Source organism: Bradyrhizobium sp. SZCCT0153 (assembly GCF_018129995.1).
Lineage (GTDB): Bacteria > Pseudomonadota > Alphaproteobacteria > Rhizobiales > Xanthobacteraceae > Bradyrhizobium > Bradyrhizobium japonicum_G.
Genome location: NZ_JAFCKS010000002.1, coordinates 56680 through 80646, shown reverse-complemented (window position 1 = coordinate 80646; position 23967 = coordinate 56680). Strand labels below are relative to the sequence as shown.

The window sequence follows — 23967 nt, the reverse complement described above, 5'->3', positions numbered from 1 at the left end:
AAGCTTTGGTGTAAAGCTGCGCGGAGTGTGGCTTTTTGTTAGCCTTGCGTGGGCACTGATTACCGACGACAAGCGCTTCAAACTGCTAATGAAATTGGTTGGGACGGACGAAGCCGATCTAAGTGACAGGGATCACAGAGACTGAACCGGAGCGCACTTAAGCTCACCTAAGCTTGAAGACGGGGCATTGCCCCATGCAGGTGGCTCCGACGGTTTAAGGACTCGCGCTGCGCCGATATTGTGCAAACCCATCGCGCACCGGAACGATCTTTCCGGCGCTGACAAATTGGAAATCGCCGTGAACGCATACAGTAAAACGCCGCTTCTCGACACCATCCGGACGCCGGACGACCTGCGCAAGCTCAAGGTCGAGCAGGTTCGCCAGGTCGCCGACGAGCTGCGGCAGGAGACCATCGATGCCGTCTCGGTGACCGGCGGTCACTTCGGCGCGGGCCTCGGCGTGGTCGAGCTCACCACCGCGATCCATTACGTCTTCGACACGCCGCGCGACCGGCTGATCTGGGACGTCGGCCATCAGGCCTATCCGCACAAGATCCTCACCGGCCGGCGCGACCGCATCCGTACCCTGCGCACCGGCGGCGGCCTGTCCGGCTTCACCAAGCGCAGCGAGAGCGATTACGATCCGTTCGGCGCCGCGCATTCCTCGACCTCGATCTCCGCCGGCCTCGGCATGGCGGTCGCGCGCGACCTCGCAGGCGGCAAGAACAACGTTATCGCAGTCATCGGTGACGGCGCGATGTCGGCGGGCATGGCCTATGAGGCCATGAACAATGCCGGTGCGATGAACTCGCGCCTGATCGTCATCCTCAACGACAACGACATGTCGATCGCGCCGCCGGTCGGCGCCATGAGCGCCTATCTGTCGCGGCTCTATTCCGGCAAGACCTATCGCACGCTGCGCGATGTGGCCAAGCAGATCAACCAGCGCCTGCCCAAGATCCTCGCCAACCGCGCCAACCGCGTCGAGGAATACTCCCGCGGCTTCATGATGGACGGCGGCACGCTGTTCGAGGAGCTCGGCTTCTATTACGTCGGCCCGATCGACGGCCACAACCTCGACCATCTCCTGCCCGTGCTGAAGAACGTTCGCGACATGGAGACCGGCCCGATCCTGGTCCACGTCGTGACCCAGAAGGGCAAGGGCTATGGCCCGGCGGAAGCCTCCGCCGACAAGTACCACGCCGTCGTCAAGTTCGACGTCGCGACCGGCACCCAGGCCAAGTCCAAGCCGAATGCGCCGGCCTACCAGAACGTGTTCGGCCAGAGCCTCGTCAAGGAAGCGGAGAAGGACGACAAGATCGTCGCCATCACCGCGGCGATGCCGTCCGGCACCGGCGTCGACATCTTCAACAAGGCCTTCCCGGACCGCACCTTCGACGTCGGTATCGCCGAACAGCACGCGGTGACGTTTGCCGCCGGTCTCGCGACCGAAGGGTACAAGCCGTTCTGTGCGATCTACTCGACTTTCCTCCAGCGCGGCTACGACCAGATCGTGCATGACGTCGCGATCCAGAACCTGCCCGTGCGCTTCGCCATCGACCGCGCCGGCCTGGTCGGCGCCGACGGCGCGACGCATGCCGGCTCGTTCGACAACGCCTATCTCGGCTGTCTGCCGAACATGGTGATCATGGCCGCGGCCGACGAAGCCGAGCTCGTGCACATGGTGGCGACCCAGGTCGCGATCAACGACCGTCCGAGCTCGCTGCGCTATCCGCGCGGTGAAGGCCGCGGCATCGAGATGCCCGAGGTCGGCATTCCGCTCGAGATCGGCAAGGGCCGCGTGATCCGCCAGGGCAACAAGATCGCCCTGCTCTCCTTCGGCACACGCCTGGCCGAATGCGAGAAGGCGGCCGACGAGCTCGCCGCCCATGGCCTCTCGACGACGATCGCGGATGCGCGCTTCATGAAGCCGCTGGACACCGAGCTGGTGCTCAAGCTCGCCCGTGACCACGAGATCCTGATCACGATCGAGGAAGGCTCGGTCGGCGGTTTCGGCTCGCACGTCGCGCAATTCCTGACCGATCAGGGTGCGCTCGACAGCGGCATGGTGCGCTTCCGCTCCATGGTGCTGCCCGACGTGTTCCAGGACCACGACACGCCGGCCGCGATGTACGGCCGCGCCGGTCTCGACGCCAAGGGCATCGTCGCCAAGGTGTTCGAGGCGCTCGGCAAGGACGTCAAGACCGAGACGGTCAAGCTCGCCTGATCTGATCGTCGATCGGACGCCCCTCGCCTCTCCCTCCGGGAGAGGCGTTGTACTGTGCCGCGGTGCCTGGTCGGCGGATCGCTCTCCCGACAATCCGGCTGGCGGGCGCCAATGTGTTCCGGCCGGGTGCGACCGAGATCGGCCGACGTCCGACACGATCTCGCCGCGTGCGCGACTTGATCCTCCGGAGAACCGATGTCCCCTGCCCGCAAGCGCGCCGATGTTCTGCTGGTCGAGCGCGGCCTGTTCGAGAGCCGGGCGCGGGCGCGCGCGGCGATCGAGGCCGGGCTCGTCACGGCCGATGACAAGCAGGTCGCAAAACCGTCGGAGACCATCGCCGAGGACGCCGTGATCCAGGCCGAGCCTGCGCACCCCTATGTCTCCCGCGGCGGCGTCAAGCTCGCCGGCGCACTGGAGCGCTATCCGATCGAAATCGAGGACCATGTCTGCCTCGACGTCGGCGCCTCCACCGGCGGCTTCACCGAGGTGCTGCTCGCGAACGGCGCGAGCCTGGTATTCGCCATCGATGTCGGCACCAGCCAGTTGCATCCGTCGTTGCGCGACCATCCCAAGATCGTGTCGATGGAAGAAACCGACATCCGGGCCTATGACGGCAAGCGCCTCCAGGCGCGACCCGACGTCGTCGTCATCGACGTCAGCTTCATCTCGCTCAAGGCGGTGCTGCCCGTGGCACTGTCGCTGGCGGCCGCGCCGATGAGCCTGCTGGCGCTGATCAAGCCGCAATTCGAGGCGGACCGAAAGCACAACAAGAAGGGCATCATTCGCGACGCCGCCGTGCACCAGCAGATCTGCGACGACATCGCCGCCTTTGCAACCTCGCTCGGCTGCACCGATATCGAGGTGTTCCCGTCGCTGATCACCGGCGGCGACGGCAATATCGAATTCTTCCTGGGCGCGCGCCGTGGTTGAGCGTGTCAGGATCGACCACGTCGGCCATCGCGGCGACGGCGTCTCGCTCAGGGCGGGCGATGCGGTCTACGTGCCCTACACGCTCGGCGGCGAGACCGTCGAGGTCGACCACGTCCCGGGCAACCATCCCGACCGCCGCAAGCTGCTCGCGGTAGACGTCGCCAGCCCCGAACGCATCGCACCGTTCTGTCCGCATTTTGGCGTTTGTGGCGGCTGCGCGATCCAGCACTGGGCAACCGAACCGTACCAGGCCTGGAAGCGCGGCATCGTGGTCGAGACGCTGGCCCAGGCCGGCATCGACTGCGAGGTGGCGCCGCTGGTGGACGCCCATGGTACGGGGCGCAGGCGCGTCACGCTGCACGGCCGCTTCGGCTCGCACGACGTGCTCAAGGTCGGTTTCTCGGCGGCGAGTTCGCACGACGTCATCCCGATTCATCGCTGCCCGATCCTCGATCCCGGGCTCGACGGCGTGCTCGATGCCGCCTGGGCGCTCGCCGAGCTGCTGTCGTCCAAAATGTCGGTGACCAAGCCGCTGGACATCCAGGTCACCGCCACCATCAACGGCCTCGACATCGACGTACGCGGCTCCGGTCCGCTGCCGACGCCGCTGGTCACGGCACTGTCGCGCGTCGCCGAGCAGCATCGCCTGGCGCGGCTGACGCGGCATGGCGAGCTGGTGCTGCAACGCCTGCCGCCGACGGTCAGGATGGGCCGGGCGGAGGTGACGCTGCCGCCGGGCTCGTTCCTGCAGGCGACCGTTGCCGGCGAAGAGACGCTTGCCACGCTCGTCGCCGAACGCATCGGCAAGGCCAAGAAGGTGCTGGACCTCTTCTGCGGCGCCGGCCCGTTTGCGCTCCGGCTCGCCGAGAAAGCCCGCGTCACCGCCTATGACAACGACGCCGCCGCCATCGCAGCGCTGGCGAAGGCCGCGCGCACGCCCGGCCTCAAGCCGATCAAATGCGAGCCGCGCGATCTGTTCCGCCGCCCCCTGGTGCCGCCGGAGCTGCGCGACTTCGACGCCGTGGTGTTCGATCCGCCGCGCCAGGGCGCCCAGGCGCAGGCGCTGAAACTCGCCGCGAGCAAGGTTCCTGTGGTGATCGCGGTCTCCTGCAACGTCGCAACCTTCGCCCGCGATGCGCGGCTCTTGATCGATGGCGGCTACAGGATCGACACCGTCGTGCCGGTCGACCAGTTCCGGCACACGCCGCATGTCGAGCTGGTGGCGCGGTTTACGCGCTAGCCGAGGCACTCCGGACCTTGACGTCGGTCAACCCTCCGGGTCTGCGGCGGCGCTAGAAGCGTCGTGCGGAATTGCCGCGGAGCGGATGATGACGATTGACCGGCGACAACTCATGGCGGCCGCGCTCGGGCTTTCGACAGCGGCACTCACCGGCCGGCCCGCGGCAGCGACGACAATGAGCTACAAGGAGGCCGTGCAAGCGTCGCGGGCGCCGCTGCGCGCGACGCCGAGAGATCGCGAGCTCGTACGCTTTGCGACACTCGCCGCCAACAGCCACAACACCCAGCCCTGGATCTTCTCTGCAGGCGGCAATGACATCGTGATTGCGCCCGACTTCGCGCGCCGCTGTCCGGCGGTCGATCCGGACGATCACCACCTTTTCGTCAGCCTCGGCTGCGCCGTGGAGAACCTCGTCCTCGCGGCATCGACGCTGGGCTGGCGCGCAAACCCGATCGTCGACGGCGACCGGATCGTGATCGCACTCGAACAGGCCCCGCCTGCCGCATCGGCGCTCGCGGACGCGATTCCGCTCAGGCAATGCACCCGCGCAACCTTCGACGGCCGCGCGGCCGGGCCCGACGCGTTGCGCCAGCTCGAGAATGCCTGTCGCGAGCCGAATGTCTCGGCGATCCTGCTGACCGAACGCGCCGCGATCGCGAACGTCGCCGACTATGTGCTCGCAGGCAACTCCGCGCAAATGCGCGACGAGGCCTTCATGCGCGAGCTCGTGAGCTGGATGCGCTTCAACGAGACGGATGCGGTCGCAACCATGGACGGGTTGTTCTCGCGGGCCTCGGGAAATCCGTCCCTGCCGGCATGGATCGCGCGCCCGCTGCTGAGGTTCTTCTTCACCGAAAGCGGCGAGAACGGGAAATACCGCGCCGAGCTCGACAGCTCGGCGGGCGTCGTCGTGCTTGCCGCCGATCGCGGCGACCCGCCGCACTGGATTGCGGTCGGCCGTGCCTGTCAGCGGTTCGGCCTGCAGGCGACCGCGCTCGGGCTCAAATATTCCTTCCTCAACCAGCCGGTCGAGGTGGCGGCGCTCAGGCCGCAATTCGCGACCTCGCTCGGCCTCGGCGATCGGCGTCCCGATGTCATCATGCGCTTCGGAGCCGGGCCGGATCTGCCGAAATCGCTCCGGCGCGCCCCGGAGCAGGTGATGCGCTGATGACGTTGCGGATCATGGCGGCTGCCGGCCTTTATTTTCTGATCGTCTTCGGCGCGGGATTTCTGCTGGGGCCAATCCGCGTGTTCTTGCTGGAGCCGCGCATCGGCTCACTCGGAGCCGTGCTATGCGAGACACCGTTCCTGCTGGCCGCCATCCTCGTCGCCGCACGGATGGCGCCGCGTGCGGTGCGGCTCGAGCCCCGGACACGCGCCCTGCTCGGCGTCGGAGCGACCGCGCTTGCCATGCAGCAGATCGCGGACGTCGTCGTCGGTGTGGCGCTTCGCGGAATCGGCCTGCGCGAACAGATCGCTCGCTTCGTGACGGCCGAAGACGCGATCTATGCGTCGCTGCTGCTCCTGTTCGCGATCATGCCGGAGCTGGCGCACCGGAATCCCGGCTAGCCCATGTTGCCGTTCACCGAATACCAATTCCTCGCAATTTTCGCTAGCTACAACCAGGCGATCTGGCCGGCACAGGTGCTGGCCTATCTGCTTGGCGGCACGGCGCTGGTCCTGCTCGTTGCGCCCAACCGCTGGTCGGATCGTGTCATCGCAGCGATCCTTGCCGTCATGTGGGCTTGGACCGGCGTGGCTTATCACCTGGTGTTCTTCGCAACGATCAACAAGGCGGCCATTTTGTTTGGCGCGCTCTTTGTGCTTCAGGCGGCTGCGCTGATCCATGCAGGACTGGTGCAGCACCGTGTCATGTTCCGCTTTCGCTGCCATCTGGCTGGCTGGATCGGACTATTCTTCGTGACCTATTCTGCGCTGCTGTATCCACTGATCGGCCTGATCACAGGACATTCCTGGCCCGAACTGCCCATGTTCGGAGTGACGCCGTGCCCGGTCACGATCTTCACATTCGGCATGCTGCTGCTCACGCGCGGGACCCTTCCTGCCGGCCTGCTTATAATCCCCGTGATCTGGTCGCTGATCGGCGGCAGCGCGGCAATACTTCTGCGCGTGCCGCAGGATTGGCTGCTCCTTGCCAGCGGCGTAATGACAGTGGCTCTGATTTTGATCGATCGCGCGACGGGACGGTCCGCCCAGGCGACACACTTTCCGGGGGCATGCTCCAGACGCCATCCGACCGCCGCGCGACATAACCGCCCCTTGAGGAACTGGTGGCGCGGTTCAGCCGATAGCTAGCGGCGAAGTCCGCCCAACGCCGGCGACTCGCCGGGCAGCATCGACGAGTTGATGTCGCTGTCCATGCGTCCCGACTGCTGCTGGGCGAACCCGGCCCCGAACGACAGGCTGAGGTTGGAGGTCGGCTTGAATTCGACACCGGCAAACCCGCCATAGCCCGGTGCGGTGCCGGAGGTGAGCGGCGCAAGCGAACTGCCAATCCCGTTGCCGTATTTCAGCGTGTCGAAACCGGCAAAGAAGGTGACGGGCATGCCGCCCGCGGTCTTGGTGTTGTAACCGAACTGCGTGCTGTCATAGGAGAGCGCGCTGAAATTGCCGGCGGGCGCGCTCTGGCTGAGGCCGCTCAAACCAAGGGTGCCGCGCTGGCTTCCGACAAAGAAGCCCGGGCGAAAATCGTAGCCGCCAGCCTCGCCGGCATTGAAGCTTGGAAAGTTGCCATAGCCGTCGGCGCTCTGGACAACACTGCCGCCAAAGCCGAATGGTCCGCCCGGGATCCAATATTGCAGAGGCGCCACTTGTGCTCGTACCGGAGCTGCGCTGAGGCAAAGCACCGCCAAGAGAGCGACAAGAGTGCAGGAACGTGCAAGGCCGGGCATTCGGGTAACCGTCTGGAAAGCCCGCAAATTATACGCGCCGGATCGCGCAAATGCCAGCGATGCGACGCCGCCGATCGCGCCATGGGGTTCCAGGATTCACCTCTTCCTGACGCATTGAACCTCCCTCGTTCCGGATTGACCCATTTACAGGACGCGCAAGCCCAGACCGTCGCTTTGACCGCGACGGCTTGAAGACGTCCTGCAACGCGCAGTTGCGCAAGACCTTTGAAAATGCCCGACATTGCACGGAGGCTGTCATGGAGGTCAATTCCGACAGGTTGAATGCCTTTATGGGCAAGATGATCACCGAGGTCGGGGCGGCGATGAACGCATCGCTGCTCCTGCTGGGCGACAAGCTCGGCCTCTACCGCGCCCTCGCCGGCAAGGGACCTATGAATTCCGCCGAGCTGGCGAGCGCCACCGGAACGAACGAACGCTACGTCCGCGAATGGCTGGCGAGCCAGGCGGCTTCCGGTTACGTGGAGTACGACTCCGCTTCCGGCAAGTTCTCGATGCTCCCGGAGCAGGCGATGGCGCTTGCCGACGAGAACAGCCCGGTGTTTCTCGGCGCGGTCGGCAATGTCATTGCCGCGGCGTTTCTCGACGAGCCGAAGATTACGGACGCATTCAAGAGCGGCAAGGGCGTCGGCTGGAATCGCCGCAGCGAGTGCCTGTTCTGCGGCACCGCCCGCTTCTTCCGCACCGGCTACATGCATAACCTGGTACAGGCCTGGCTGCCCGCGCTCGACGGCGTCGTGGACAAGCTGAAGCGCGGCGCCAAGGTCGCCGACGTCGGCTGCGGGCACGGCGTCTCGACTCGGCTGATGGCGGAAGCCTTCCCGAACTCCCGCTTCTACGGCTTCGACTATCACGAGGGCTCGATCGAGGCCGCGCGAAAGGCGGCCACTGAAGCAAAGCTGGGCGACCGGGTCAGCTTCGCTGTTCACTCGGCCAAGACCTATCCGGCCGAAGGCTACGATCTCGTCTGCTTCTTCGATTGCCTGCACGACATGGGCGATCCGGTCGGCGCCATCAGCCACGTGCGCGAAGCCATGGCCAAGGACGGCACCTGCATGCTGGTCGAGCCGTTCGCGGGCGACCGCCTCGAAGACAATCTCAGTCCGGTCGGCCGCGTCTACTATGCGGCGTCGACCATGATCTGCACGCCGGCCTCGCTCGACCAGGAGGTCGGCCTCGCGCTGGGCGCACAAGCCGGCGAAGCAAGGCTGCGCAAGGTCGCGCGCGAGGGCGGCCTGACGCGTTTCCGCCGCGCCGCCGAAACGCCTTTCAACCTGATCCTGGAGGCACGGATCTGATCTTCCTCATGCCGGCGCGAGCCTGCGGTAGACGGCCATGCCAATGCCGGAAAGATTCTGGAATGCTTCGCTGCGCTCGCAACGACGGTGTGCGGCGGCGCTGACCTCATACCGCAGCGACGGCCGTGAGGCCCCTACGCCGTCTTGTCCACCGAAGACGACGAATCCGCCGGCGGATATTTCGTCACCGGCACCATGAAGGACTTGCTGCCGACCTGGTAGATGATCTTGCCGTTCTGTCCGTCGTCGGTCGCGATCTGCGTCTGGCCGAACATGATGACGTTCTTGTAGACGTATCCGGTGCCCTGACGGGTGATGCCGTCGGTGGTGACGCTGACCTGCGCTTCTTTGCCATCGACGGAGAGCACCTTGAAGCTCGCGCTCTTGCCGTTGTCGCTGGAATAGCCGCCCCAGCTTCCCATCAGGCGGCTGTCGGAGGCCGGCGGCGCCTGCTTCTCGAGATTGGCGGTCTGCTTGCCGGCGCCCCCGAAGGAGAACAGGAGCACCATGTTCTTGCCGTCCTTGGTGCCGACCGTGACCCCGCCAAAGGTGATGAGCGTGCCGCTGACCTGGGCAAAGCCGCGCTCGGTGTGTCCGTTGTGGGTATACTCGACCTGCGCCCGGTTACCGCGGATGTTCACGACCTTGAAGCCGACGGGCTGATTATTGCCAACCCAATTGCCCTTCCAGTCACCGAGCAGGGAGCTCTGGTGATACAGCCGCTCGTTGGCGGGAGCGATCTGGCTGGTGCTCGAGGTGACGATGGCCATCGGGTTGCTCGGCGGATTGGTCTGACGGGCCCGCTTCGTTCGCGCGCCGACAGCGACGTCAGAACATTATCCGGAAACAATTGGAAACAACCGATTAGGGCCACGCGACAGTTAACGCGCAGTTAAGATCTTACGGGGCGGGATCGGGCAAAAGGTCTCATTGGAGGTGGGCGTTCAGCGCCCCCAGCGGTCCGACCAGATCTTCTCGCCGATCATGCAGCTCACGCGCGGCTCCTTTTCCTTCTCCGCAACGTGCATCACGGGGCGCTCCGGCGTGCGGCCGGCGACCTCCATCAGCAGCTTGGTGCGGATTGCTTCCTTGAACTTGTCGCGATCTTTGATCGTGATCACGAAGGAACCGGGGCCGCCGGTGACGCAATCCTCGTAGTAGTAGTCGAGATTGTCGATATCCATGGTCGAATAGGACGGCTCCTTGACCATGATCGGCAGGCCGTTGATGACGATGCCCTTCTCGATCGCGGCGTCGCGCGCCACCGTGACCGGGCCGCCATTGTTGTTGGGACCATCGCCGGAAATATCGATCACGCGGCGCAGGCCGCGATAGGGGTCCTCATCGAACAGCGGCATCGCGAAATTGATCGCGCCGGAGATCGAGGTGCGCGAGGCGCGCCGGATCGGCGTCTTCATGATTTCGGCGGCGACGGCGTCCGCCGTCTCGGGCCCGTCGATCAGCCGCCAGGGAATGATGATCTTCTGGTCGGTCGAAGCGGCCCACTCGAAATAGGTCACGGCGATCCGGCCGTTCGGACCCAGCTTCAGCGCCTGCAGGAATTCCTTCGACTGGATCGCCTGCGCATAGCCTTCGCGCTGGATCGCGAGCTCATCCATGTCCATCGAGTAGGACACGTCGACCGCGAGGATCAGTTCGACATCGACCGTCTGCGCGTCCCGGTCGGCCGCCAGCCGTCGCGGATGAATCTTGGGCGGCTCGGATCCAGGCGAACCAAACCTGGGTCCTGGTGCCGCGATGCCCGCAACATCCCCTCCGGCGAACATGCCGGTCAACAGCACAGCCCCGATCGAGAACAGCAAGCGCATCGCAGCCTCCCGTCGTATGACGCGATGGTGACATGCAATCTCCTTGCCGCAAAGTGCGAAGATCGCTTGCGCTTCACATTCCAGTTAAGCTTTGCGGGCTGAGAATCTTGCGAGACAGGATTTGCGAGTCGGGACTGGCGCGCTTTACGCAAAGCTGCCGTCATGTTGCCGCGCTTGCGCCGCTGGAACACACGCGCCCGTCCGGCCCCGCCGTGCCGCGGCTCGAGTGGCGCTCCCGGAATGACGAGCCATTGGGACAGAGCGTCCCGCCCACTTGTCCGGCGCGATTTCCATGCTAGGCTGGCCGCACAGATGGGGATGGAGTCCCCCGACAACCGCCCGGCGGCCTCCGGCTGTAATGGGCTGATGACTCCTGCTTGAGGAGAGGCAATCTTTTGGGCCTCTGCCTTCGGCGGGAGCATGGACGAACCCGCCAATGGCGGGTTTTTTGTTGCCTGGAAGAAGGCCAGGAGAGGGTCAGGACGTGAAGGTCAAGGAGAAGTCCAAGGCGTGACGACGACACCGAATGCTGCGCGTGCGGGGCTGCCCAGAGGGATCTGGGTGCTCGGCTTCGTCTCGATGCTGATGGATATCTCCTCCGAGATGATCCATGCGCTGCTGCCGGTCTATCTGGTCACCGTGCTCGGCGCCTCCACGCTCACCGTCGGCTTCATCGAGGGCATTGCCGAGGCGACCGCCTCGATCACGAAGATCTTCTCCGGCGCGCTGTCGGACTGGCTCGGCCGGCGCAAGCTGCTCGCCGCGCTCGGCTACGGGCTGGCCGCGCTGACAAAACCGTTGTTTCCGCTTGCTCCAAGCGTCGGATGGCTGATTGCCGCCCGCTTCATCGACCGCGTCGGCAAGGGCATTCGCGGCGCCCCGCGCGATGCGCTGATCGCCGATATCGCACCCATCGGCCTGCGCGGCGCGAGCTTCGGGCTGCGACAGTCGCTCGACACCATCGGCGCGTTCGTCGGTCCGCTCGTGGCGATCGGCCTGATGTGGTGGACGGCGGACAATTTTACGATCGTGTTCTGGGTGGCAGTGCTGCCAGCGTTCCTGTCGTTCGGACTGGTCACATTTGCGGTGAGCGAGCCGGATCCGGACCCGCGCCGGGAGCCGTCGAGCAATCCGCTGAACGCCGTCGCGATGCGGCAACTCGGATCGGTGTACTGGCGTGTCGTCGCGGTTGGAATCGTCTTCACGCTGGCGCGCTTCAGCGAGGCCTTTCTGATCCTGCGCGCGCAGAACATCGGGCTCAACGCGATGTGGGTGCCGGCCGTGTTGGTGCTGATGAACGTCGTCTACGCGCTGTCGGCCTATCCGGCCGGCGTGCTCTCGGACCGGATCAACCGCACCGGCCTGCTCGCGCTCGGCCTTGTCCTCCTCGCCGGCGCCGATCTTGCGCTTGCGCTGCTGCCCAATCTCGCGGGCCTCGCGCTCGGCGTCGTATTGTGGGGGCTGCATATGGGATTGACGCAAGGCCTGCTCTCGGCCCTCGTCGCCGACGCAGCACCGCCGAGCTTGCGCGGCACCGCGTTCGGCTATTTCAACCTGTTCACCGGCCTTGCCTTGCTGGCCGCAAGCGTGATCGCCGGCGCGCTGTGGGATGCCTATGGTCCGGCCGCAACGTTCCTGGCCGGGCTCGGCTTCGCACTGGTCGCGCTCGTGGGACTCTTCGCCGTCGGCAACGGGCTCGCAGCGGAGCAAATGAGATGACGGAGGACTGTTCGTCGTGCTGAGCGGAGTGATTGCGATCGCGATCGGCAGCGTCCTTGGCGGCTGTGCGCGCTATTTCGTCTCCGGCGCGATCGCGCGGCGGATGGGCGAGACCTTTCCTTGGGGAACCATGACCATCAACGTCACCGGCGCCTTCCTGATCGGCATTTTTGGCGCGCTGGCGACCCACCCCGGGTCGGTGTTCGCCGCGCCCGATCCCTGGCTGTTCGCGGTCACCGGCTTCCTCGGCTGCTACACCACGGTGTCCTCATTCAGCCTGCAGACGCTCACCCTGGCGCGCAACGGCGAGCCGATGCATGCGCTCGGCAATATCGTGTTCTCGGTCGGACTGTGTCTTGCCGCTGTGAGCTGCGGTTTCCTCCTTGCTGACAGCCTTGGAGGATAGACGCAGATGAACGCTCCCTCCTCCGCCGAGCGCTGGCACAGCGCGACGCTCTATGCCTGGGTTGCAGCCGGCAGCATCGCCGGCGGGCTGACGCGCTATCTGGTCGGGCTCGCGCTCGATACCGGTCCGGGCTTTCCCTTCGCGACGCTCTTCATCAACGCCACTGGATCGCTGATCATCGGCTTCTATGCGGCGCTGACCGGTCCCGACGGCCGTGTGCTGGCAAGTCCCGGGCACCGGCAGTTCGTGATGACCGGCTTCTGCGGCGGCTACACCACCTTCTCGACCTTCAGCCTGGAGACCTTCCGCCTGCTCCATGGCGGCCTGAAATACACGGCGCTGGCCTATATCGCGGCGTCGGTCGTCTGCTGGCTGGTATCGGTGTGGGCAGGCCATATGATGGCAAGCCGCTACAACCGCTTGAAAAGGAGCTGACCATGCAAATCCCCAATCAGGCTGTCTCGCTCCGGATCTTCATCGGCGAGAGCGACCATTTCGACGGCAAGCCGCTCTATGAAGCCATCGTGATGACGGCACGCGAGCGGCATCTGGCAGGCGCCACCGTGCTGCGCGGACCGATGGGGTTTGGCAAGTCGAGCCGGCTGCACACATCGAAGATCCTGCGGCTGTCAGAAGACCTGCCGCTGCTGATCGAGATCGTCGACAGTGAGGACAACATCAACGCATTCCTGCCCATCCTGGACGGCATGATGTCGAGCGGGCTGATCACCTTGGAGAAGGTGCAGGTCCTGCAATATGGTGAGAAGGCCGGAGGCTGAGCGCTCCGGCCGAACCCCCAGCCCGCCGTGTCCAGGAGGCGGAATGAACGACACCGTCACCAAGCCGAAAACCAAGACCAAGACCAAGGTCGAGCGGCCGAAGCTGCACAAGGTCATCCTGATCAACGACGATTTCACGCCGCGTGAATTCGTCACCATGATCCTGAAGGCCGAATTCCGCATGACCGAGGATCAGGCCTACAAGGTCATGATCACCGCGCACAAGCTGGGCGCCTGCGTGGTCGCCGTGTTCACCAGGGACGTCGCCGAGACCAAGGCGACCCGCGCCACCGACGCCGGCCGGGCCAAGGGCTATCCGCTGTTGTTCACGACGGAGCCGGAGGAATGAGGCGCGCCGTCTTTCGTTTCCAGCCCGATTTGCCCGCCGAATAAGGTATCTATTGGCCGCCAGGAAGCGCATGGTGAGCCATCACCGGCTCATCCCGGCCTCCAACGGTGACTGAGAGATTCTCGCGCTCCCGCCCACATGCGGAGCTCCCGTGCGAAACACCACCAAGACAAGCATCCCGCTCAGCGATCGTCTTGCCCAATTGGCAGACGAAGCCCGCCGCCGCGCAGAGATCGCGCCACCCGGAGCCCAGCGCGAAGCGCTTCTCAAGGCAGCGCAGTTGAGCGAAACCGCCTCGCACATTCATAACTGGATCAGCCCGCCTCGCCCGAAAGTGCCAAGGTAGCGGCAAAGCCAACCCTGGACGGCGGTCTCTTCATGTCGAGCGACCACCGGCCACGGTCGGCATCCGCCGACAGATGCGACCTCGAATATAAGTTGCATATAATGAACGATATTTCGGTTTGGCCGTTGTAGCAGCACTCCCCAAACGAAGCGGGGGCAGACAACAGCCAAAGCGGCCCCCGAATGATGAAATCTCTTATCGCGTTCGCGATGTTCTTCCTCCTCGGAGCGTCCGTGATTGTGTTGCCCGGCTTTGCTCCCGAAGTGAAGGCGCGCGAGACAGTCGCTCTGGCAAAAGCGGATCGGCTCGCAATCCATCCTGTTGTCCGGAATTGCTCCGGCCAAGTCTGGCCGGACTTCAAAGCATCGTGCCTGCGCAGAAGTGGGTCGGATGTCAGAGTTCATGACGCTCGTTTGGTGACTGCGCGCCGCTAGACCAACAATTGCAAGGCGCCGACCGGGCTTGTCGGCCGATGCAGGAAAGTGGTGCACAGATGTCAACGATTCCAACGTCCTCGCCGAACGTTCTCGTCGTCGAAGACGAGATGATACTGCGCATGCGCGCGGTCGATATCGTGGAGGATGCAGGATTCCACCCCGTGGAGGCCGTCAACGCCGACGAAGCAATCGCGATCCTCGAGTCGCGATCGGACATCTCGCTTCTGTTCAGCGACATCCAAATGCCCGGCAGCATGGACGGCCTGAAGCTGGCCCACGCGGTGCACGATCGCTGGCCTGCCATCAAGATCGTGCTGGTGTCCGGCCAGGTAAAGCCGTCTGAAGCCGAAGCGCCGGCAGACAGCCGCTTCTTTCGCAAGCCGCTCGCTGTCGAAGAAATGATCTCTCAGTTGCAGGGAATGATCGGGGCGGGCGCGTTGAAGATCGTCCCGAGCGCAACCACGGCCTCCGGGGAAGACCTCGAGGTGGTTCGATCGCCGCAGGAATCGATTCTGGTCGCGGAAAACGACAATCTCCGCCTCTTGCTGGAACAGGCCGACACCGACGCCAAGCTGCTGCTCGCTCAAGCGGGCATCGAAGCCCAGGAGCGCGAGGCTGCCGACAAGCTGCAAAAGCTCATTCTCGGAGAACTGCATCATCGCATCAAGAATACGCTTGCGACGGTGAGCGCAATCGCAGCCCAGAGCTTCCGGGCCGCAATCAATCTGGAGCAGGGGCAAAAGGCCATGGACGGCCGCTTGCTGGCGTTGGGGCGTGCCCACGACCTGTTGATCCAGGTCAGCTGGGCAAATGCGAGCCTCACCCATACCCTGAGCGGCGCCACCGATCCCTTTGACGTTCAGGGGGGCAGACGATTCCATTTCAATGGACCGGACCTCAGGATCACATCCGGTGCCGTGATAGCGCTCGCGATGACATTCAACGAGCTCTGCACCAACACGACGAAATTCGGCGCACTGTCCAATTCCTCCGGCCATGTCGAGATCGCATGGACCGTAGACGAGATCGAGCAGAGGCTGCGGCTGAAGTGGAGCGAAAGCGGCGGACCCGCAGTGACGCCGCCGACCCGGCGGAGCTACGGCACCCGGATGATCGAGTCACTCGGCCAGCAACTGAACGGGCAGGTGCGCCTCGCCTATGAAGCGTCCGGATTTGTCTATCAGTTGGATGTACCGCTGAGGTCGGTGATGGCGAGTGGCACCTGAAATTCTGCCGACCGGTTTGGCGGCGGCCGACTTCCGGGGACTACCTCAGGCCATCACCACCGGCGTTTCCTCCGCCAGTCCGTAGACGCGCTGCGCCTTGGAAAAGCCCGCGATCGGGAATTCGCCGAGCTCGCGCCAGCCGCCGTTGCAGACGCTGGCAAAGCCCTCGGACGCCACGACGGTCCGTCCCGTCCGGCCTGCGATCTTCTCCAGCCTTGCCGCGAGATTGACCGCAGGACCGATGCAGGTGAAATCGAGGCGATTGCCGCCGCCGATATTGCCGTAGAGGATGTTGCCGACGTGGAGCGCGACGCCGAAGCGGAAGCGCTCGACGACGTCGCCGACGGGATAGGCGAGCGCCTCGACGCTGGCGCGGGACTCCCGCGCCGCCTCCAGCACGCGCGAGCAGACATGGGCGGCGTCGCCGACATACTCGTCGATCGGGAACACCGCGAGCAGGCCGTCGCCCATGAATTTCAGCACCTCGCCGCCATGGCCCCGGATCGCGGTGACCTGGCAGTCGAAATAATGGTTGAGGATCTCGACCACGGTCTCGGCCGGCAGCCGGTCCGACAACGCGGTGAAGCCGCGCAGGTCGGAGAGCCAGATCGCCGCCTGCATGGTGTCGTTGTGGCCGCGGCGGATCTGGCCGCCGAGGATGCGCGCGCCGGCGCGGTTGCCGACATAGGTGTCGAGCAGCATCTCGGCGGTGCGGCGCAGGCTGATGATCTCGCTGACGCGCGCGAGCGGCGCCACGAGGGTCCGGATCGCCGCGATGTCGTCTTCGCTGAAACCGCCGGGACGCCGCGTGACCCAGCTCGTCGCGTGGATCGAGCCGTCGAGATAGGGCATCGGCACCGCGAAATAGTCGGTCACGCCTTCGGCGCGCATGTCGTCGAGGAACGGAAACCGCTTGCTGTCCGGATCGTCCATCCGCCCCCGGACCTCCAGTCCCTCCTCGAACACGATCCGCAGCGGGCTGCGTGCGAATTCAGGCGTCTCGAGGATCTCGAAATCGACGGTGCCGATCTCGACCTTCTGCCCCTCCCGCCAGACGAAATTGCGGCCGAAGATTTCCGGATGCAGCGTGCGGATGAAGATGCCGAACCGCCACAGCGGGAGGCCGGCCGCGACCAGATGCTCGCAGACCTCGGCGATCATCTCGGAGGGTGTCCCCGACGACCTCGCGCCGTCGATCAGCCAGTTGGTGATGCGCTGGATCTCGGAGTTTTGCATGTCCGCATTTGCGGACGAAGTTGTGGGATCGTCAAGCTGCGCGGTGGGCTAGTACCGCGACACGACCGCTCGCCCTGCCCTACCGCCCAACCTGCCCGCGGTCGCGCAGGAAGTGATCGGCCAGCACGCAGGCCATCATGGCTTCGCCGACGGGAACGGCGCGGATGCCGACGCAGGGGTCGTGGCGGCCTTTGGTGAATATCTCGGTGTCGGCGCCCTTGCGATCCACCGTCAGACGCGGCTGCAGGATCGACGAGGTCGGCTTCACCGCGAAGCGCACCACCACCGGCTGCCCGGTGGAGATGCCGCCCAGCACGCCGCCGGCATGGTTGGACAGAAAGCGCGTGCCGTCATTGCCGGTACGCATCTCGTCGGCGTTCTCCTCGCCGGTGAGCTCGGCCGCGCCGAAGCCGGCACCGATCTCGACGCCCTTCACCGCATTGATGCTCATCATTGCGGATGCAAGCTCGGCGTCGAGCTTGGCGTAGATCGGCGCGCCCAGTCCTGCCGGCACGCCGTCGGCGACGATCTCGAGCACCGCGCCGATCGAGGAGCCGCTCTTGCGGATACCGTCGAGATAGGTCTCGAAGAAGGCGGCCTTGTCCTTGTCCGGACAGAAGAACGGATTTTTCGCAATCTCGTCCCAGTCCCATTTGTCGCGATCGATCTTGTGCGGGCCCATCTGCACCAGCGCACCGCGTACCTTTACATCGGGCAGCACCTTTCGCGCGATCGCACCGGCGGCGACGCGCGTCGCGGTCTCGCGCGCGGAGGAGCGGCCGCCGCCGCGATAATCGCGCAGGCCGTATTTGGCCTCATAGGTGAAGTCGGCATGACCCGGGCGAAACTTGTCCTTGATCTCGGAATAGTCCTTCGAGCGCTGGTCGGTGTTCTCGATCAGGAGCCCGATCGGCGTGCCTGTCGTCACCTGCACGCCTGTCTCCGGATGCGCCATCACGCCGGACAGGATTTTGACCTGGTCCGGCTCCTGGCGCTGGGTGGTGAAGCGCGACTGGCCGGGCCGGCGGCGATCGAGATCGCCCTGGATGTCGGCTTCAGTCAGCGGGATCATCGGCGGACAGCCGTCGACCACGCAGCCGATCGCCACCCCGTGGCTCTCGCCGAAGGTGGTGACGCGGAACATGTGACCGAAGGTGTTGAAGGACATCGCTGCTCGCTGGCTCGGTTCCGGCGTGTGGTAACGCGCGGGGGGCCGGGGGTCAAACCCGCCGCTCCGGACGGCGGCGGCCCGCCTTAACTATACTTCTCCAGCCGTCCGTCGCGAAACACGTAGACGGCGCCCTGCTCGATATAGAGCTCGGCGGCGCTCGCCGGCGTCTCCAGGCCGAGCGAGACCATCAGGGCCCGGCAGGTGCCGCCATGGGCGACGGCGACGGTGTCGGTCCGGAGCTGGTCGTACCAGGCGCGGACGCGGACCTGCACATCAGCGTAGGTCTCCCCGCCCGCGGGACCCACTGTCCATTTGTCGGCGAGGCGCCGGGCGTAGACATCGGGATCGGAGGCCTCGCTCTCGGCCAGAGTGAGCCCTTCCCAGGTGCCGTAGCCGATCTCGCGCAGGCGATCATCGAGCGCGTAGCCGGCCACCGGCAGCTCGAGCTTGCCGCGGGCGAGCTCCATGGTCATGCGCGCACGGCCGAGTGGGCTCGACACGTAGGGAAGCCCCGCCTTGTCGCGGCCGTTGCGCTTGAACAGATCGGCGAGAATGCCGCCAGCCTGCACGGCCTGGCCGCGGCCGCGCGCGTTCAGCGGAATGTCCTTGGTGCCCTGAAGCCTCCCGAGCGCATTCCACTCGGTCTCGCCGTGGCGAAGATAATAGATCGTGGGCACGGCCATTCCAGATAAAGGCTAGCTCTGTTGTTTGAGCATGATCTGATCGGAAATCCGGTTCCCACTTTTCCGGATCATGCTCTATCCACCAAGCGGGATATCCGGCGCGTCCGGGCGCTTCATGCCCAGCACGTGGTAGCCGGAATCGACGTGATGCACCTCGCCGGTGACGCCGCGCGATAGATCGGAGAGGAGGTACAGCGCACTGCCGCCGACGTCCTCCGTCGACACGTTGCGCCGCAGCGGCGCGTTGGCCTCGTTCCACTTCAGGATATAGCGGAAATCGCCAATGCCGGACGCCGCGAGCGTCTTGATCGGCCCGGCCGAGATGGCGTTGACGCGAATGTCCTTCTCGCCGAGATCGGCGGCGAGATAGCGCACGCTGGCCTCCAGCGCCGCCTTGGCGACGCCCATCACGTTGTAATGCGGCATCCACTTCTCGGCGCCGTAATAGCTGAGCGTGATCAGTGAGCCACCGTCGGTCATCAGCTTCTCGGCGCGCTGCGCCACCGCCGTGAACGAGTAGCAGGAGATCAGCATCGATTTGGAAAAATTCTCCTGCGTGGTGTCGACGTAGCGGCCGTCGAGCTGCTCGCCATAGGCGATCGCGTGCACCAGGAAATCGATCTTGCCCCACTTCTCCTGCAGCACCGCGAAGGCGGCATCGATGCTGGCAGCATCGGTCACATCGCAATGGCCGAGCACGAGGCCGCCGATCTCGGCGGCGAGCGGCTCGACGCGCTTCTTCAGCGCGTCGCCCTGATAGGTGAAGGCGAGCTCGGCGCCGGCCGCGTGGCATGCCTTGGCGATGCCCCAGGCGATCGAGCGGTTGTTGGCAACGCCGAGGATCACCCCCCGCTTGCCTTGCATCAGTCCCGAATTCTGCGCCATTTCCTAACGTCCCGTCGAGCTGGGTCAAGGTCTGGAGGTACACCAGCCCTCCCTTGCGGTATAGTCCTAATACGCGGCGTTAACGCTGTTTCGAGCGCCGGAATAGCTGTTCCGCTCGGGTGTTATGATCGTTGTGGCGCTCGCGCCGAACATCAGGACGTCAAGACGGCATGAGTGCGTTTCGCCAAAGTGTGGAAGCCATGATCCCGGCGTTGCGCCGCTACGCCCGCGCGCTCACGCGCGAGGCGGATGCGGCCGACGATCTGGTGCAGGATACGTTGGTGCGGGCGCTGCGTTCGGAGCGCCTGTTCCTCGGGGGTGACGTCAGGAGCTGGCTGTACACGATCCTGACCAACCTCAACAAGAACCGGCGGCGCTCGCTGGCAAGGCGTCCGCAATTCATGCAGCTGACGGAGAACAACCCGGATGCCAGCGGGACCGAAGCCGAAGGACGTGACATCGAGAAGGCGCTGGCGACGCTGGTCGAGGAGCAGCGCTCGGTGCTGCTCCTGGTGATGCTGGAGGGCATGAGCTACCGCGAGGTCGCCGACATCCAGGGCGTGCCGATCGGCACCGTGATGTCGCGCCTGGCCCGCGCCCGTGCCCACGTTAAAGCCTCGCTGGAGGGCGAGCGCCCGGCGCTCAGGCGGGTGAAATGATGATGGCAGGGTTGATGCATTGCGCATGGCGCTTCCCACGCATGGAGTGGGACGCGGCGCAGTTGAATCACGAAAGACATTTTGGGCCGCAGAGCCAGAGACGACCGATATGAACGACCGCAAGATCCCAGTGACCGAAGACGAGCTGCACGCCTATGTCGACGGCGAGTTGCCGGCCGAGCGCCGCGCCGACGTCGAGGCCTGGCTTGCCGCCCAGCCTGACGATGCCGAACGCGTGCAGTCGTGGCGCGCCATGGCCGAGATGCTGCACGCCCGCTATGATTCCGTCGCCCAGGAGCCGGTGCCGGCGCGGCTTGAGCTCGAGCGGCTGGAACGCCGCCCGCGGCACTGGCTCTATGGCGCCGCCGCGGCCGTGCTGGTTGCCTTCGTCACCGGCGGCACTGCCGGCTGGCTGGCGCATGGCGCCGCCAACGCACCATCGACCTTCCAGAGCTTCACGACGGACGCGCTCGACGCCCACCGCCTCTATGTCGTCGAGGTTCGCCACCCCGTCGAAGTCGGCGGCAACGAGCGCGACCACCTCCAGGCGTGGCTCACCAGGCGCTGCGGCTGGACCGTGTTCGCGCCGAACCTGGAGGCGAGCGGGCTGAAGCTGGTCGGCGGCCGGCTCCTGCCGGGGCCGAACGGTCCGGCGTCGTTCCTGATGTATGAGGGCGCCTCGGGCGAGCGATACACGATCTACACCGCCAAAACCGAGAACGGCGCGACGCAGATGCGGTACGCCAGGACGGACAAGGACGGCGCGCTGTTCTGGGCCGAGCGCGGCGTCGGCTACGTCGTCAGCGGCGGCGGCGATCGCGACCGGCTGACCAAGGTGGCGCAGGCCGTGTACGACCAGGCCGAGAAAAACGGTACCTAGACAACCACACAAACGCGGTGCCTCGATTCCGACATTGAAAATTTGGAATCAAGACATCGGCGCGTCTCATTATCGCACCGGATGATCACGCGAAAATGAGCAGCGTTCGATCCGCCGATCGACGCGGGCGGCCTCGATTGGGGTTTTTGGTACCGCGCTGGTCCCCCTCTCGAGGCCGCACCTTTTTATCGGCTGCCCCGCCGGACAACCGACACGTCGAGCGTCGAAGCGCTACCACGCTTCACCTGTATGATGAGCATCATCTGCAGGGAGGATGCTCTAGACCTTAGGAGAACCCCTTCAGTTCAGATCTCGCCCTAAAGCGCGATAGCCCGCGCCTTAGCTCTTTGTTTGCGCATGATCTTTTCACAAAACCGCTACGCGCTTTTGCGGATCATGCATCAGCCAAGCCCGCTACGTGGATTGTAGGGGTGTTGGTCCCGCCACTTCTCCATCAATGCTTCAAGCTCGGCGTCGTTCCCGTCCGGTAGCATAATCCTGATGGTGACGAAGAGATCCCCGGTTCCGCCGGCTTTTGGCAATCCCTTGCCCTTGAGGCGGAAGGTCCGGCCGCTGGAGGTGTTCTTCGGGACCGATAATTCCACGGCATTGCCGAGAGTGGGCACGCGGACCTTGCCGCCGAGCACCGCCTCATAGAGCGTGACCGGCAGGTCGATCCTGAGGTCGGCGCCTTCGACCTTGAAGAAGGGGTGCGGCGCAATGCTGATGGTGATCAGAAGATCGCCCGGCGGATGGCCCTGAGCGCTTTCGCCCTGCCCCCGGAGCCGAATCTGCTGGCCCTCGGTAACACCGGCCGGAATCTTGACGTTGAGCTCCTTGCCCGTCGGCAGCCGGACGCGCTTCTCTCCGCCCTGCACCGACTCTTCCAGCGAGACGGTCATGGCGACATTCAGGTCGAGATCAACCCCGATCCCGCCAGTGTCGAATTCGAACTGCCCGGCACCACCGGCCCCGGGCCGCGCGCCGCGCGCACCGCCGAACATGCTGTTGAGGATATCCTCGAACGCGCCGGCGCCCTGACCGGGGCCCGCGCCGCCACCGCGGAACGTGTAGCTTTCGAACCCGCCGGGACCCGCGCGACCGCGTGGCCCGCCGCCGCCCGGAAAGCCCTGAAAGCGCGGCTTGCCGTCGGCGTCGATCTCGCCGCGGTCGAACTGCTTGCGCTTGTCCTCGTCGCCGATGATCTCGTTTGCCGAATTGATCTCGGAGAAGCGCTCTGCGGCCTTCGGGTCATCCTTGTTGCTGTCGGGATGATGCTTCTTGGCAAGCTTGCGATAGGCGCTCTTGATCGCGGCAGCGTTGGCGCTCCGCGGCACCCCCAAGATCTCATAGGGGTCGCGCATCCGTCACGTCTCCTCTCGGGAAATCGATATGTTCAAAGGGCTCCCCGCCCCATCTGAGCCTCATGTGGGGGCGAGTGGCATTTTTGCAACTAGTCTTCGGGGCTGATTCTCTACCTCTGGAGCACGATCTTATCGAAAAACCGGTTCCCGCTTTTCGCGAACGCGGCCCTTCGGGTCCGGATCATGCTCAGCTCCGCCATGGCTTTAGCGTATGAATCTCCCAACGGCCACGGGTGCTTTGGCAGCCGGCGCCCTGGAGCCAGCTTTCGGTGCGGCCGTTGACGTAGCTCGCCAGGAAATCGCGGCACTTGCGGCCGTCCTCGGCGGCATAGGATTGCGCGATCGGCGTAACCGAACCGCGCGCCCCGGTCTCCGGATTCTCCCAATGCTGGCTGGAATCCTTGTCGCCCTTGCTGAGGACGTCGGAGGCGGCGTTTCGGGCGAAGGCGAGATCGGTCTCGGTGGGGGCCGCCTCCTTCGCCGGCATCGCGATCGAGCCGGTGAGGTCGCTGTCGTCGGCCTTGGCGTAGGCACTCGTGTCATTGCGCGAAAAGCTGCAGCCGCTGGTGCCGAGCCCGATCAGAACGACGGTCATGACGAAGCCGGACGGCCGGATCGACGATAGGCCAACGCGTCCCCATGCCCTATATAGGGCGGAAGCGGACAACAACGCGTTTTGGGCCGCAGGACGCAACTCGGACTCCAGACATGACCGACACGACTTCGATGAAACACCAGACACCCTTAACATCCGGTGATTTCACCGCCGCCGACGAGCCGTTTGCGCTGTTCGAGGCCTGGCTGAAGGAGGCCATCAAGAGCGAGCCGAACGATCCGAACGCGATGGCGCTCGCAACCGTCGACCCGGAAGGGCTTCCGGACGTGCGAATGGTGCTGATGAAGGGCTTCGATACCGATGGTTTCGTCTTCTACAGCCACATCGCGAGCCAGAAGGGCCGCGAACTCGCCGCAAATCCTAAGGCGGCGTTACTTTTTCACTGGAAGTCGCTGCGCCGTCAGGTCCGCATCCGCGGCAACGTGACGCCGGTGACCGACGCCGAGGCCGACGCCTATTTTGCGACCCGCCCCAAGCAGGCGCAGATCGGCGCCTGGGCGAGCAAGCAGTCGCAGGAGCTGGAAAGCCGCTTCGCCTTCGAGCAGGCCATCGCCAAGGTCGCGGCCAAGCACGTCATCGGCGAGGTGCCGCGTCCGCCGGGCTGGAGCGGCTGGCGCATCACGCCGGCGCGCATCGAGTTCTGGCACGACCGCCCATTTCGCCTGCACGACCGCATCGAATTTCGCCGTGACGCGGCCGGCGAGCCGTGGTCCAAGACGCGGATGTATCCCTAGAGCTTTGGCCGATCTGAAAGATG

At 65.0% G+C, this 23967-nt stretch carries 25 protein-coding genes and 1 riboswitch; of the genes, 16 read left to right on the top strand and 9 right to left on the bottom strand.

The genetic code is table 11. The features are described 5' to 3' along the window. Positions 1 to 298 precede the first annotated feature (298 nt). The 6 genes from dxs (at position 299) to JQ572_RS08240 (ending at position 6713) form a co-directional block, all read left to right on the top strand. Positions 299 to 2227, top strand: a complete 1929-nt coding sequence (gene dxs, locus JQ572_RS08265) for a 1-deoxy-D-xylulose-5-phosphate synthase (RefSeq protein WP_211382519.1) — start codon at positions 299 to 301, stop codon at positions 2225 to 2227. A 195-nt stretch (positions 2228 to 2422) separates the two neighbouring features. Then, a complete protein-coding gene (locus JQ572_RS08260; protein WP_211382518.1) occupies positions 2423 to 3157 on the top strand; it encodes a TlyA family RNA methyltransferase in 735 nt (244 codons plus the stop codon). After that, positions 3150 to 4397: a class I SAM-dependent RNA methyltransferase gene (locus JQ572_RS08255; protein WP_211382517.1), complete on the top strand. Its 1248-nt coding sequence runs from the start codon at positions 3150 to 3152 to the stop codon at positions 4395 to 4397. Before JQ572_RS08260 ends, JQ572_RS08255 begins: the two co-directional genes overlap by 8 nt. An 88-nt stretch (positions 4398 to 4485) precedes the next feature. After that, on the top strand, positions 4486 to 5565 hold the full coding sequence (locus JQ572_RS08250) for an Acg family FMN-binding oxidoreductase (protein WP_211382516.1): 1080 nt from the start codon (positions 4486 to 4488) through the stop codon (positions 5563 to 5565). Next, positions 5565 to 5966 carry a hypothetical protein gene (locus JQ572_RS08245; RefSeq protein ID WP_211382515.1) on the top strand — a complete coding sequence of 134 codons (402 nt, stop codon included), beginning with the start codon at positions 5565 to 5567 and terminating at the stop codon, positions 5964 to 5966. Before JQ572_RS08250 ends, JQ572_RS08245 begins: the two co-directional genes overlap by 1 nt. Before the next feature lie 3 nt (positions 5967 to 5969). Next, on the top strand, positions 5970 to 6713 hold the full coding sequence (locus JQ572_RS08240) for a DUF6064 family protein (RefSeq protein ID WP_211382514.1): 744 nt from the start codon (positions 5970 to 5972) through the stop codon (positions 6711 to 6713). Here the strand turns inward: JQ572_RS08240 and JQ572_RS08235 are convergent. After that, a complete protein-coding gene (locus tag JQ572_RS08235; RefSeq protein ID WP_211382513.1) occupies positions 6710 to 7309 on the bottom strand; it encodes a hypothetical protein in 600 nt (199 codons plus the stop codon). The two genes, JQ572_RS08240 and JQ572_RS08235, sit on opposite strands and share 4 nt — an antisense overlap. A gap of 257 nt (positions 7310 to 7566) precedes the next feature. On the opposite strand from JQ572_RS08235, the gene JQ572_RS08230 reads away from it, so the two are divergent. Then, complete coding sequence (locus tag JQ572_RS08230; protein ID WP_211382512.1) at positions 7567 to 8625, top strand: class I SAM-dependent methyltransferase; 1059 nt, start codon at positions 7567 to 7569, stop codon at positions 8623 to 8625. A 134-nt stretch (positions 8626 to 8759) separates the two neighbouring features. On the opposite strand, the gene JQ572_RS08225 is transcribed toward JQ572_RS08230, so the two are convergent. Further along, positions 8760 to 9395 (bottom strand): hypothetical protein, encoded by a 636-nt coding sequence (locus JQ572_RS08225; RefSeq protein ID WP_211382511.1) that lies wholly within the window; start codon positions 9393 to 9395, stop codon positions 8760 to 8762. Between the two features lie 174 nt (positions 9396 to 9569). Beyond that, on the bottom strand, positions 9570 to 10454 hold the full coding sequence (locus JQ572_RS08220; RefSeq protein ID WP_211382510.1) for a DUF1194 domain-containing protein: 885 nt from the start codon (positions 10452 to 10454) through the stop codon (positions 9570 to 9572). Between the two features lie 305 nt (positions 10455 to 10759). After that, positions 10760 to 10837, top strand: a riboswitch (Fluoride riboswitch). Between the two features lie 37 nt (positions 10838 to 10874). Here JQ572_RS08220 and JQ572_RS08215 point away from each other — a divergent pair. The 6 genes from JQ572_RS08215 (at position 10875) to JQ572_RS08190 (ending at position 15716) form a co-directional block, all read left to right on the top strand. Next, the gene (locus JQ572_RS08215; RefSeq protein ID WP_315986378.1) at positions 10875 to 12173 is read left to right on the top strand and encodes an MFS transporter; all 1299 of its coding nucleotides are present in this window, start codon (positions 10875 to 10877) and stop codon (positions 12171 to 12173) included. A 16-nt stretch (positions 12174 to 12189) separates the two neighbouring features. Further along, positions 12190 to 12579 carry a fluoride efflux transporter CrcB gene (gene crcB, locus JQ572_RS08210; protein WP_372703047.1) on the top strand — a complete coding sequence of 130 codons (390 nt, stop codon included), beginning with the start codon at positions 12190 to 12192 and terminating at the stop codon, positions 12577 to 12579. Positions 12580 to 12585: 6 nt separating this feature from the next. Next, a complete protein-coding gene (gene crcB / locus JQ572_RS08205) occupies positions 12586 to 13014 on the top strand; it encodes a fluoride efflux transporter CrcB (RefSeq protein ID WP_211382509.1) in 429 nt (142 codons plus the stop codon). Between the two features lie 2 nt (positions 13015 to 13016). After that, a complete protein-coding gene (locus JQ572_RS08200) occupies positions 13017 to 13358 on the top strand; it encodes a DUF190 domain-containing protein (RefSeq protein ID WP_211382508.1) in 342 nt (113 codons plus the stop codon). A 43-nt stretch (positions 13359 to 13401) separates the two neighbouring features. Next, positions 13402 to 13707 carry an ATP-dependent Clp protease adapter ClpS gene (gene clpS / locus JQ572_RS08195; protein ID WP_211382507.1) on the top strand — a complete coding sequence of 102 codons (306 nt, stop codon included), beginning with the start codon at positions 13402 to 13404 and terminating at the stop codon, positions 13705 to 13707. Between the two features lie 818 nt (positions 13708 to 14525). Then, positions 14526 to 15716, top strand: a complete 1191-nt coding sequence (locus tag JQ572_RS08190; protein WP_349643094.1) for a sensor histidine kinase — start codon at positions 14526 to 14528, stop codon at positions 15714 to 15716. A gap of 45 nt (positions 15717 to 15761) precedes the next feature. Here JQ572_RS08190 and JQ572_RS08185 read toward each other — a convergent pair whose 3' ends face one another. The 4 genes from JQ572_RS08185 to fabI form a co-directional block, all read right to left on the bottom strand. Continuing rightward, on the bottom strand, positions 15762 to 16952 hold the full coding sequence (locus JQ572_RS08185) for an adenylate/guanylate cyclase domain-containing protein (RefSeq protein WP_211382506.1): 1191 nt from the start codon (positions 16950 to 16952) through the stop codon (positions 15762 to 15764). A 79-nt stretch (positions 16953 to 17031) separates the two neighbouring features. Beyond that, entirely contained in the window at positions 17032 to 18120 is a 1089-nt protein-coding gene (gene aroC, locus JQ572_RS08180) for a chorismate synthase (protein WP_211382505.1), read from the bottom strand. Positions 18121 to 18206: 86 nt separating this feature from the next. Continuing rightward, the gene (locus JQ572_RS08175) at positions 18207 to 18806 is read right to left on the bottom strand and encodes a histidine phosphatase family protein (RefSeq protein WP_211382504.1); all 600 of its coding nucleotides are present in this window, start codon (positions 18804 to 18806) and stop codon (positions 18207 to 18209) included. Between the two features lie 75 nt (positions 18807 to 18881). After that, on the bottom strand, positions 18882 to 19691 hold the full coding sequence (fabI, locus tag JQ572_RS08170; protein WP_211382503.1) for an enoyl-ACP reductase FabI: 810 nt from the start codon (positions 19689 to 19691) through the stop codon (positions 18882 to 18884). Between the two features lie 170 nt (positions 19692 to 19861). Between fabI and JQ572_RS08165 the strand changes: the two genes are divergently transcribed. Beyond that, positions 19862 to 20350 (top strand): sigma-70 family RNA polymerase sigma factor, encoded by a 489-nt coding sequence (locus JQ572_RS08165; protein ID WP_211382502.1) that lies wholly within the window; start codon positions 19862 to 19864, stop codon positions 20348 to 20350. Positions 20351 to 20459: 109 nt separating this feature from the next. Then, complete coding sequence (locus JQ572_RS08160; protein WP_211382501.1) at positions 20460 to 21230, top strand: anti-sigma factor family protein; 771 nt, start codon at positions 20460 to 20462, stop codon at positions 21228 to 21230. A gap of 401 nt (positions 21231 to 21631) precedes the next feature. Here the strand turns inward: JQ572_RS08160 and JQ572_RS08155 are convergent, their stop codons facing one another. Both JQ572_RS08155 and JQ572_RS08150 read right to left on the bottom strand, forming a co-directional pair. Continuing rightward, positions 21632 to 22594, bottom strand: a complete 963-nt coding sequence (locus JQ572_RS08155) for a DnaJ C-terminal domain-containing protein (protein ID WP_211382500.1) — start codon at positions 22592 to 22594, stop codon at positions 21632 to 21634. A gap of 187 nt (positions 22595 to 22781) precedes the next feature. After that, the gene (locus tag JQ572_RS08150) at positions 22782 to 23189 is read right to left on the bottom strand and encodes an RT0821/Lpp0805 family surface protein (protein WP_211382499.1); all 408 of its coding nucleotides are present in this window, start codon (positions 23187 to 23189) and stop codon (positions 22782 to 22784) included. Positions 23190 to 23302: 113 nt separating this feature from the next. Here JQ572_RS08150 and pdxH point away from each other — a divergent pair, with 113 nt between their 5' ends. After that, positions 23303 to 23944, top strand: coding sequence for a pyridoxamine 5'-phosphate oxidase (gene pdxH, locus JQ572_RS08145; protein ID WP_211382498.1), 642 nt, complete (start codon positions 23303 to 23305; stop codon positions 23942 to 23944). Positions 23945 to 23967 lie beyond the last annotated feature (23 nt).

Coding starts and splice junctions, on each gene's coding strand:
- JQ572_RS08260 (WP_211382518.1), top strand. CDS start 2,423: ATGTCCCCTGCCCGCAAGCGCGCCGATGTTCTGCTGGTCGAGCGCGGC.
- JQ572_RS08250 (WP_211382516.1), top strand. CDS start 4,486: ATGACGATTGACCGGCGACAACTCATGGCGGCCGCGCTCGGGCTTTCG.
- JQ572_RS08245 (WP_211382515.1), top strand. CDS start 5,565: ATGACGTTGCGGATCATGGCGGCTGCCGGCCTTTATTTTCTGATCGTC.
- JQ572_RS08240 (WP_211382514.1), top strand. CDS start 5,970: ATGTTGCCGTTCACCGAATACCAATTCCTCGCAATTTTCGCTAGCTAC.
- JQ572_RS08235 (WP_211382513.1), bottom strand. CDS start 7,309: ATGCCCGGCCTTGCACGTTCCTGCACTCTTGTCGCTCTCTTGGCGGTG.
- JQ572_RS08230 (WP_211382512.1), top strand. CDS start 7,567: ATGGAGGTCAATTCCGACAGGTTGAATGCCTTTATGGGCAAGATGATC.
- JQ572_RS08225 (WP_211382511.1), bottom strand. CDS start 9,395: ATGGCCATCGTCACCTCGAGCACCAGCCAGATCGCTCCCGCCAACGAG.
- JQ572_RS08220 (WP_211382510.1), bottom strand. CDS start 10,454: ATGCGCTTGCTGTTCTCGATCGGGGCTGTGCTGTTGACCGGCATGTTC.
- JQ572_RS08215 (WP_315986378.1), top strand. CDS start 10,875: ATGGACGAACCCGCCAATGGCGGGTTTTTTGTTGCCTGGAAGAAGGCC.
- crcB (WP_211382509.1), top strand. CDS start 12,586: ATGAACGCTCCCTCCTCCGCCGAGCGCTGGCACAGCGCGACGCTCTAT.
- JQ572_RS08200 (WP_211382508.1), top strand. CDS start 13,017: ATGCAAATCCCCAATCAGGCTGTCTCGCTCCGGATCTTCATCGGCGAG.
- clpS (WP_211382507.1), top strand. CDS start 13,402: ATGAACGACACCGTCACCAAGCCGAAAACCAAGACCAAGACCAAGGTC.
- JQ572_RS08190 (WP_349643094.1), top strand. CDS start 14,526: ATGCAGGAAAGTGGTGCACAGATGTCAACGATTCCAACGTCCTCGCCG.
- JQ572_RS08185 (WP_211382506.1), bottom strand. CDS start 16,952: ATGCAAAACTCCGAGATCCAGCGCATCACCAACTGGCTGATCGACGGC.
- aroC (WP_211382505.1), bottom strand. CDS start 18,120: ATGTCCTTCAACACCTTCGGTCACATGTTCCGCGTCACCACCTTCGGC.
- JQ572_RS08175 (WP_211382504.1), bottom strand. CDS start 18,806: ATGGCCGTGCCCACGATCTATTATCTTCGCCACGGCGAGACCGAGTGG.
- fabI (WP_211382503.1), bottom strand. CDS start 19,691: ATGGCGCAGAATTCGGGACTGATGCAAGGCAAGCGGGGGGTGATCCTC.
- JQ572_RS08165 (WP_211382502.1), top strand. CDS start 19,862: ATGAGTGCGTTTCGCCAAAGTGTGGAAGCCATGATCCCGGCGTTGCGC.
- JQ572_RS08160 (WP_211382501.1), top strand. CDS start 20,460: ATGAACGACCGCAAGATCCCAGTGACCGAAGACGAGCTGCACGCCTAT.
- JQ572_RS08155 (WP_211382500.1), bottom strand. CDS start 22,594: ATGCGCGACCCCTATGAGATCTTGGGGGTGCCGCGGAGCGCCAACGCT.
- JQ572_RS08150 (WP_211382499.1), bottom strand. CDS start 23,189: ATGACCGTCGTTCTGATCGGGCTCGGCACCAGCGGCTGCAGCTTTTCG.
- pdxH (WP_211382498.1), top strand. CDS start 23,303: ATGACCGACACGACTTCGATGAAACACCAGACACCCTTAACATCCGGT.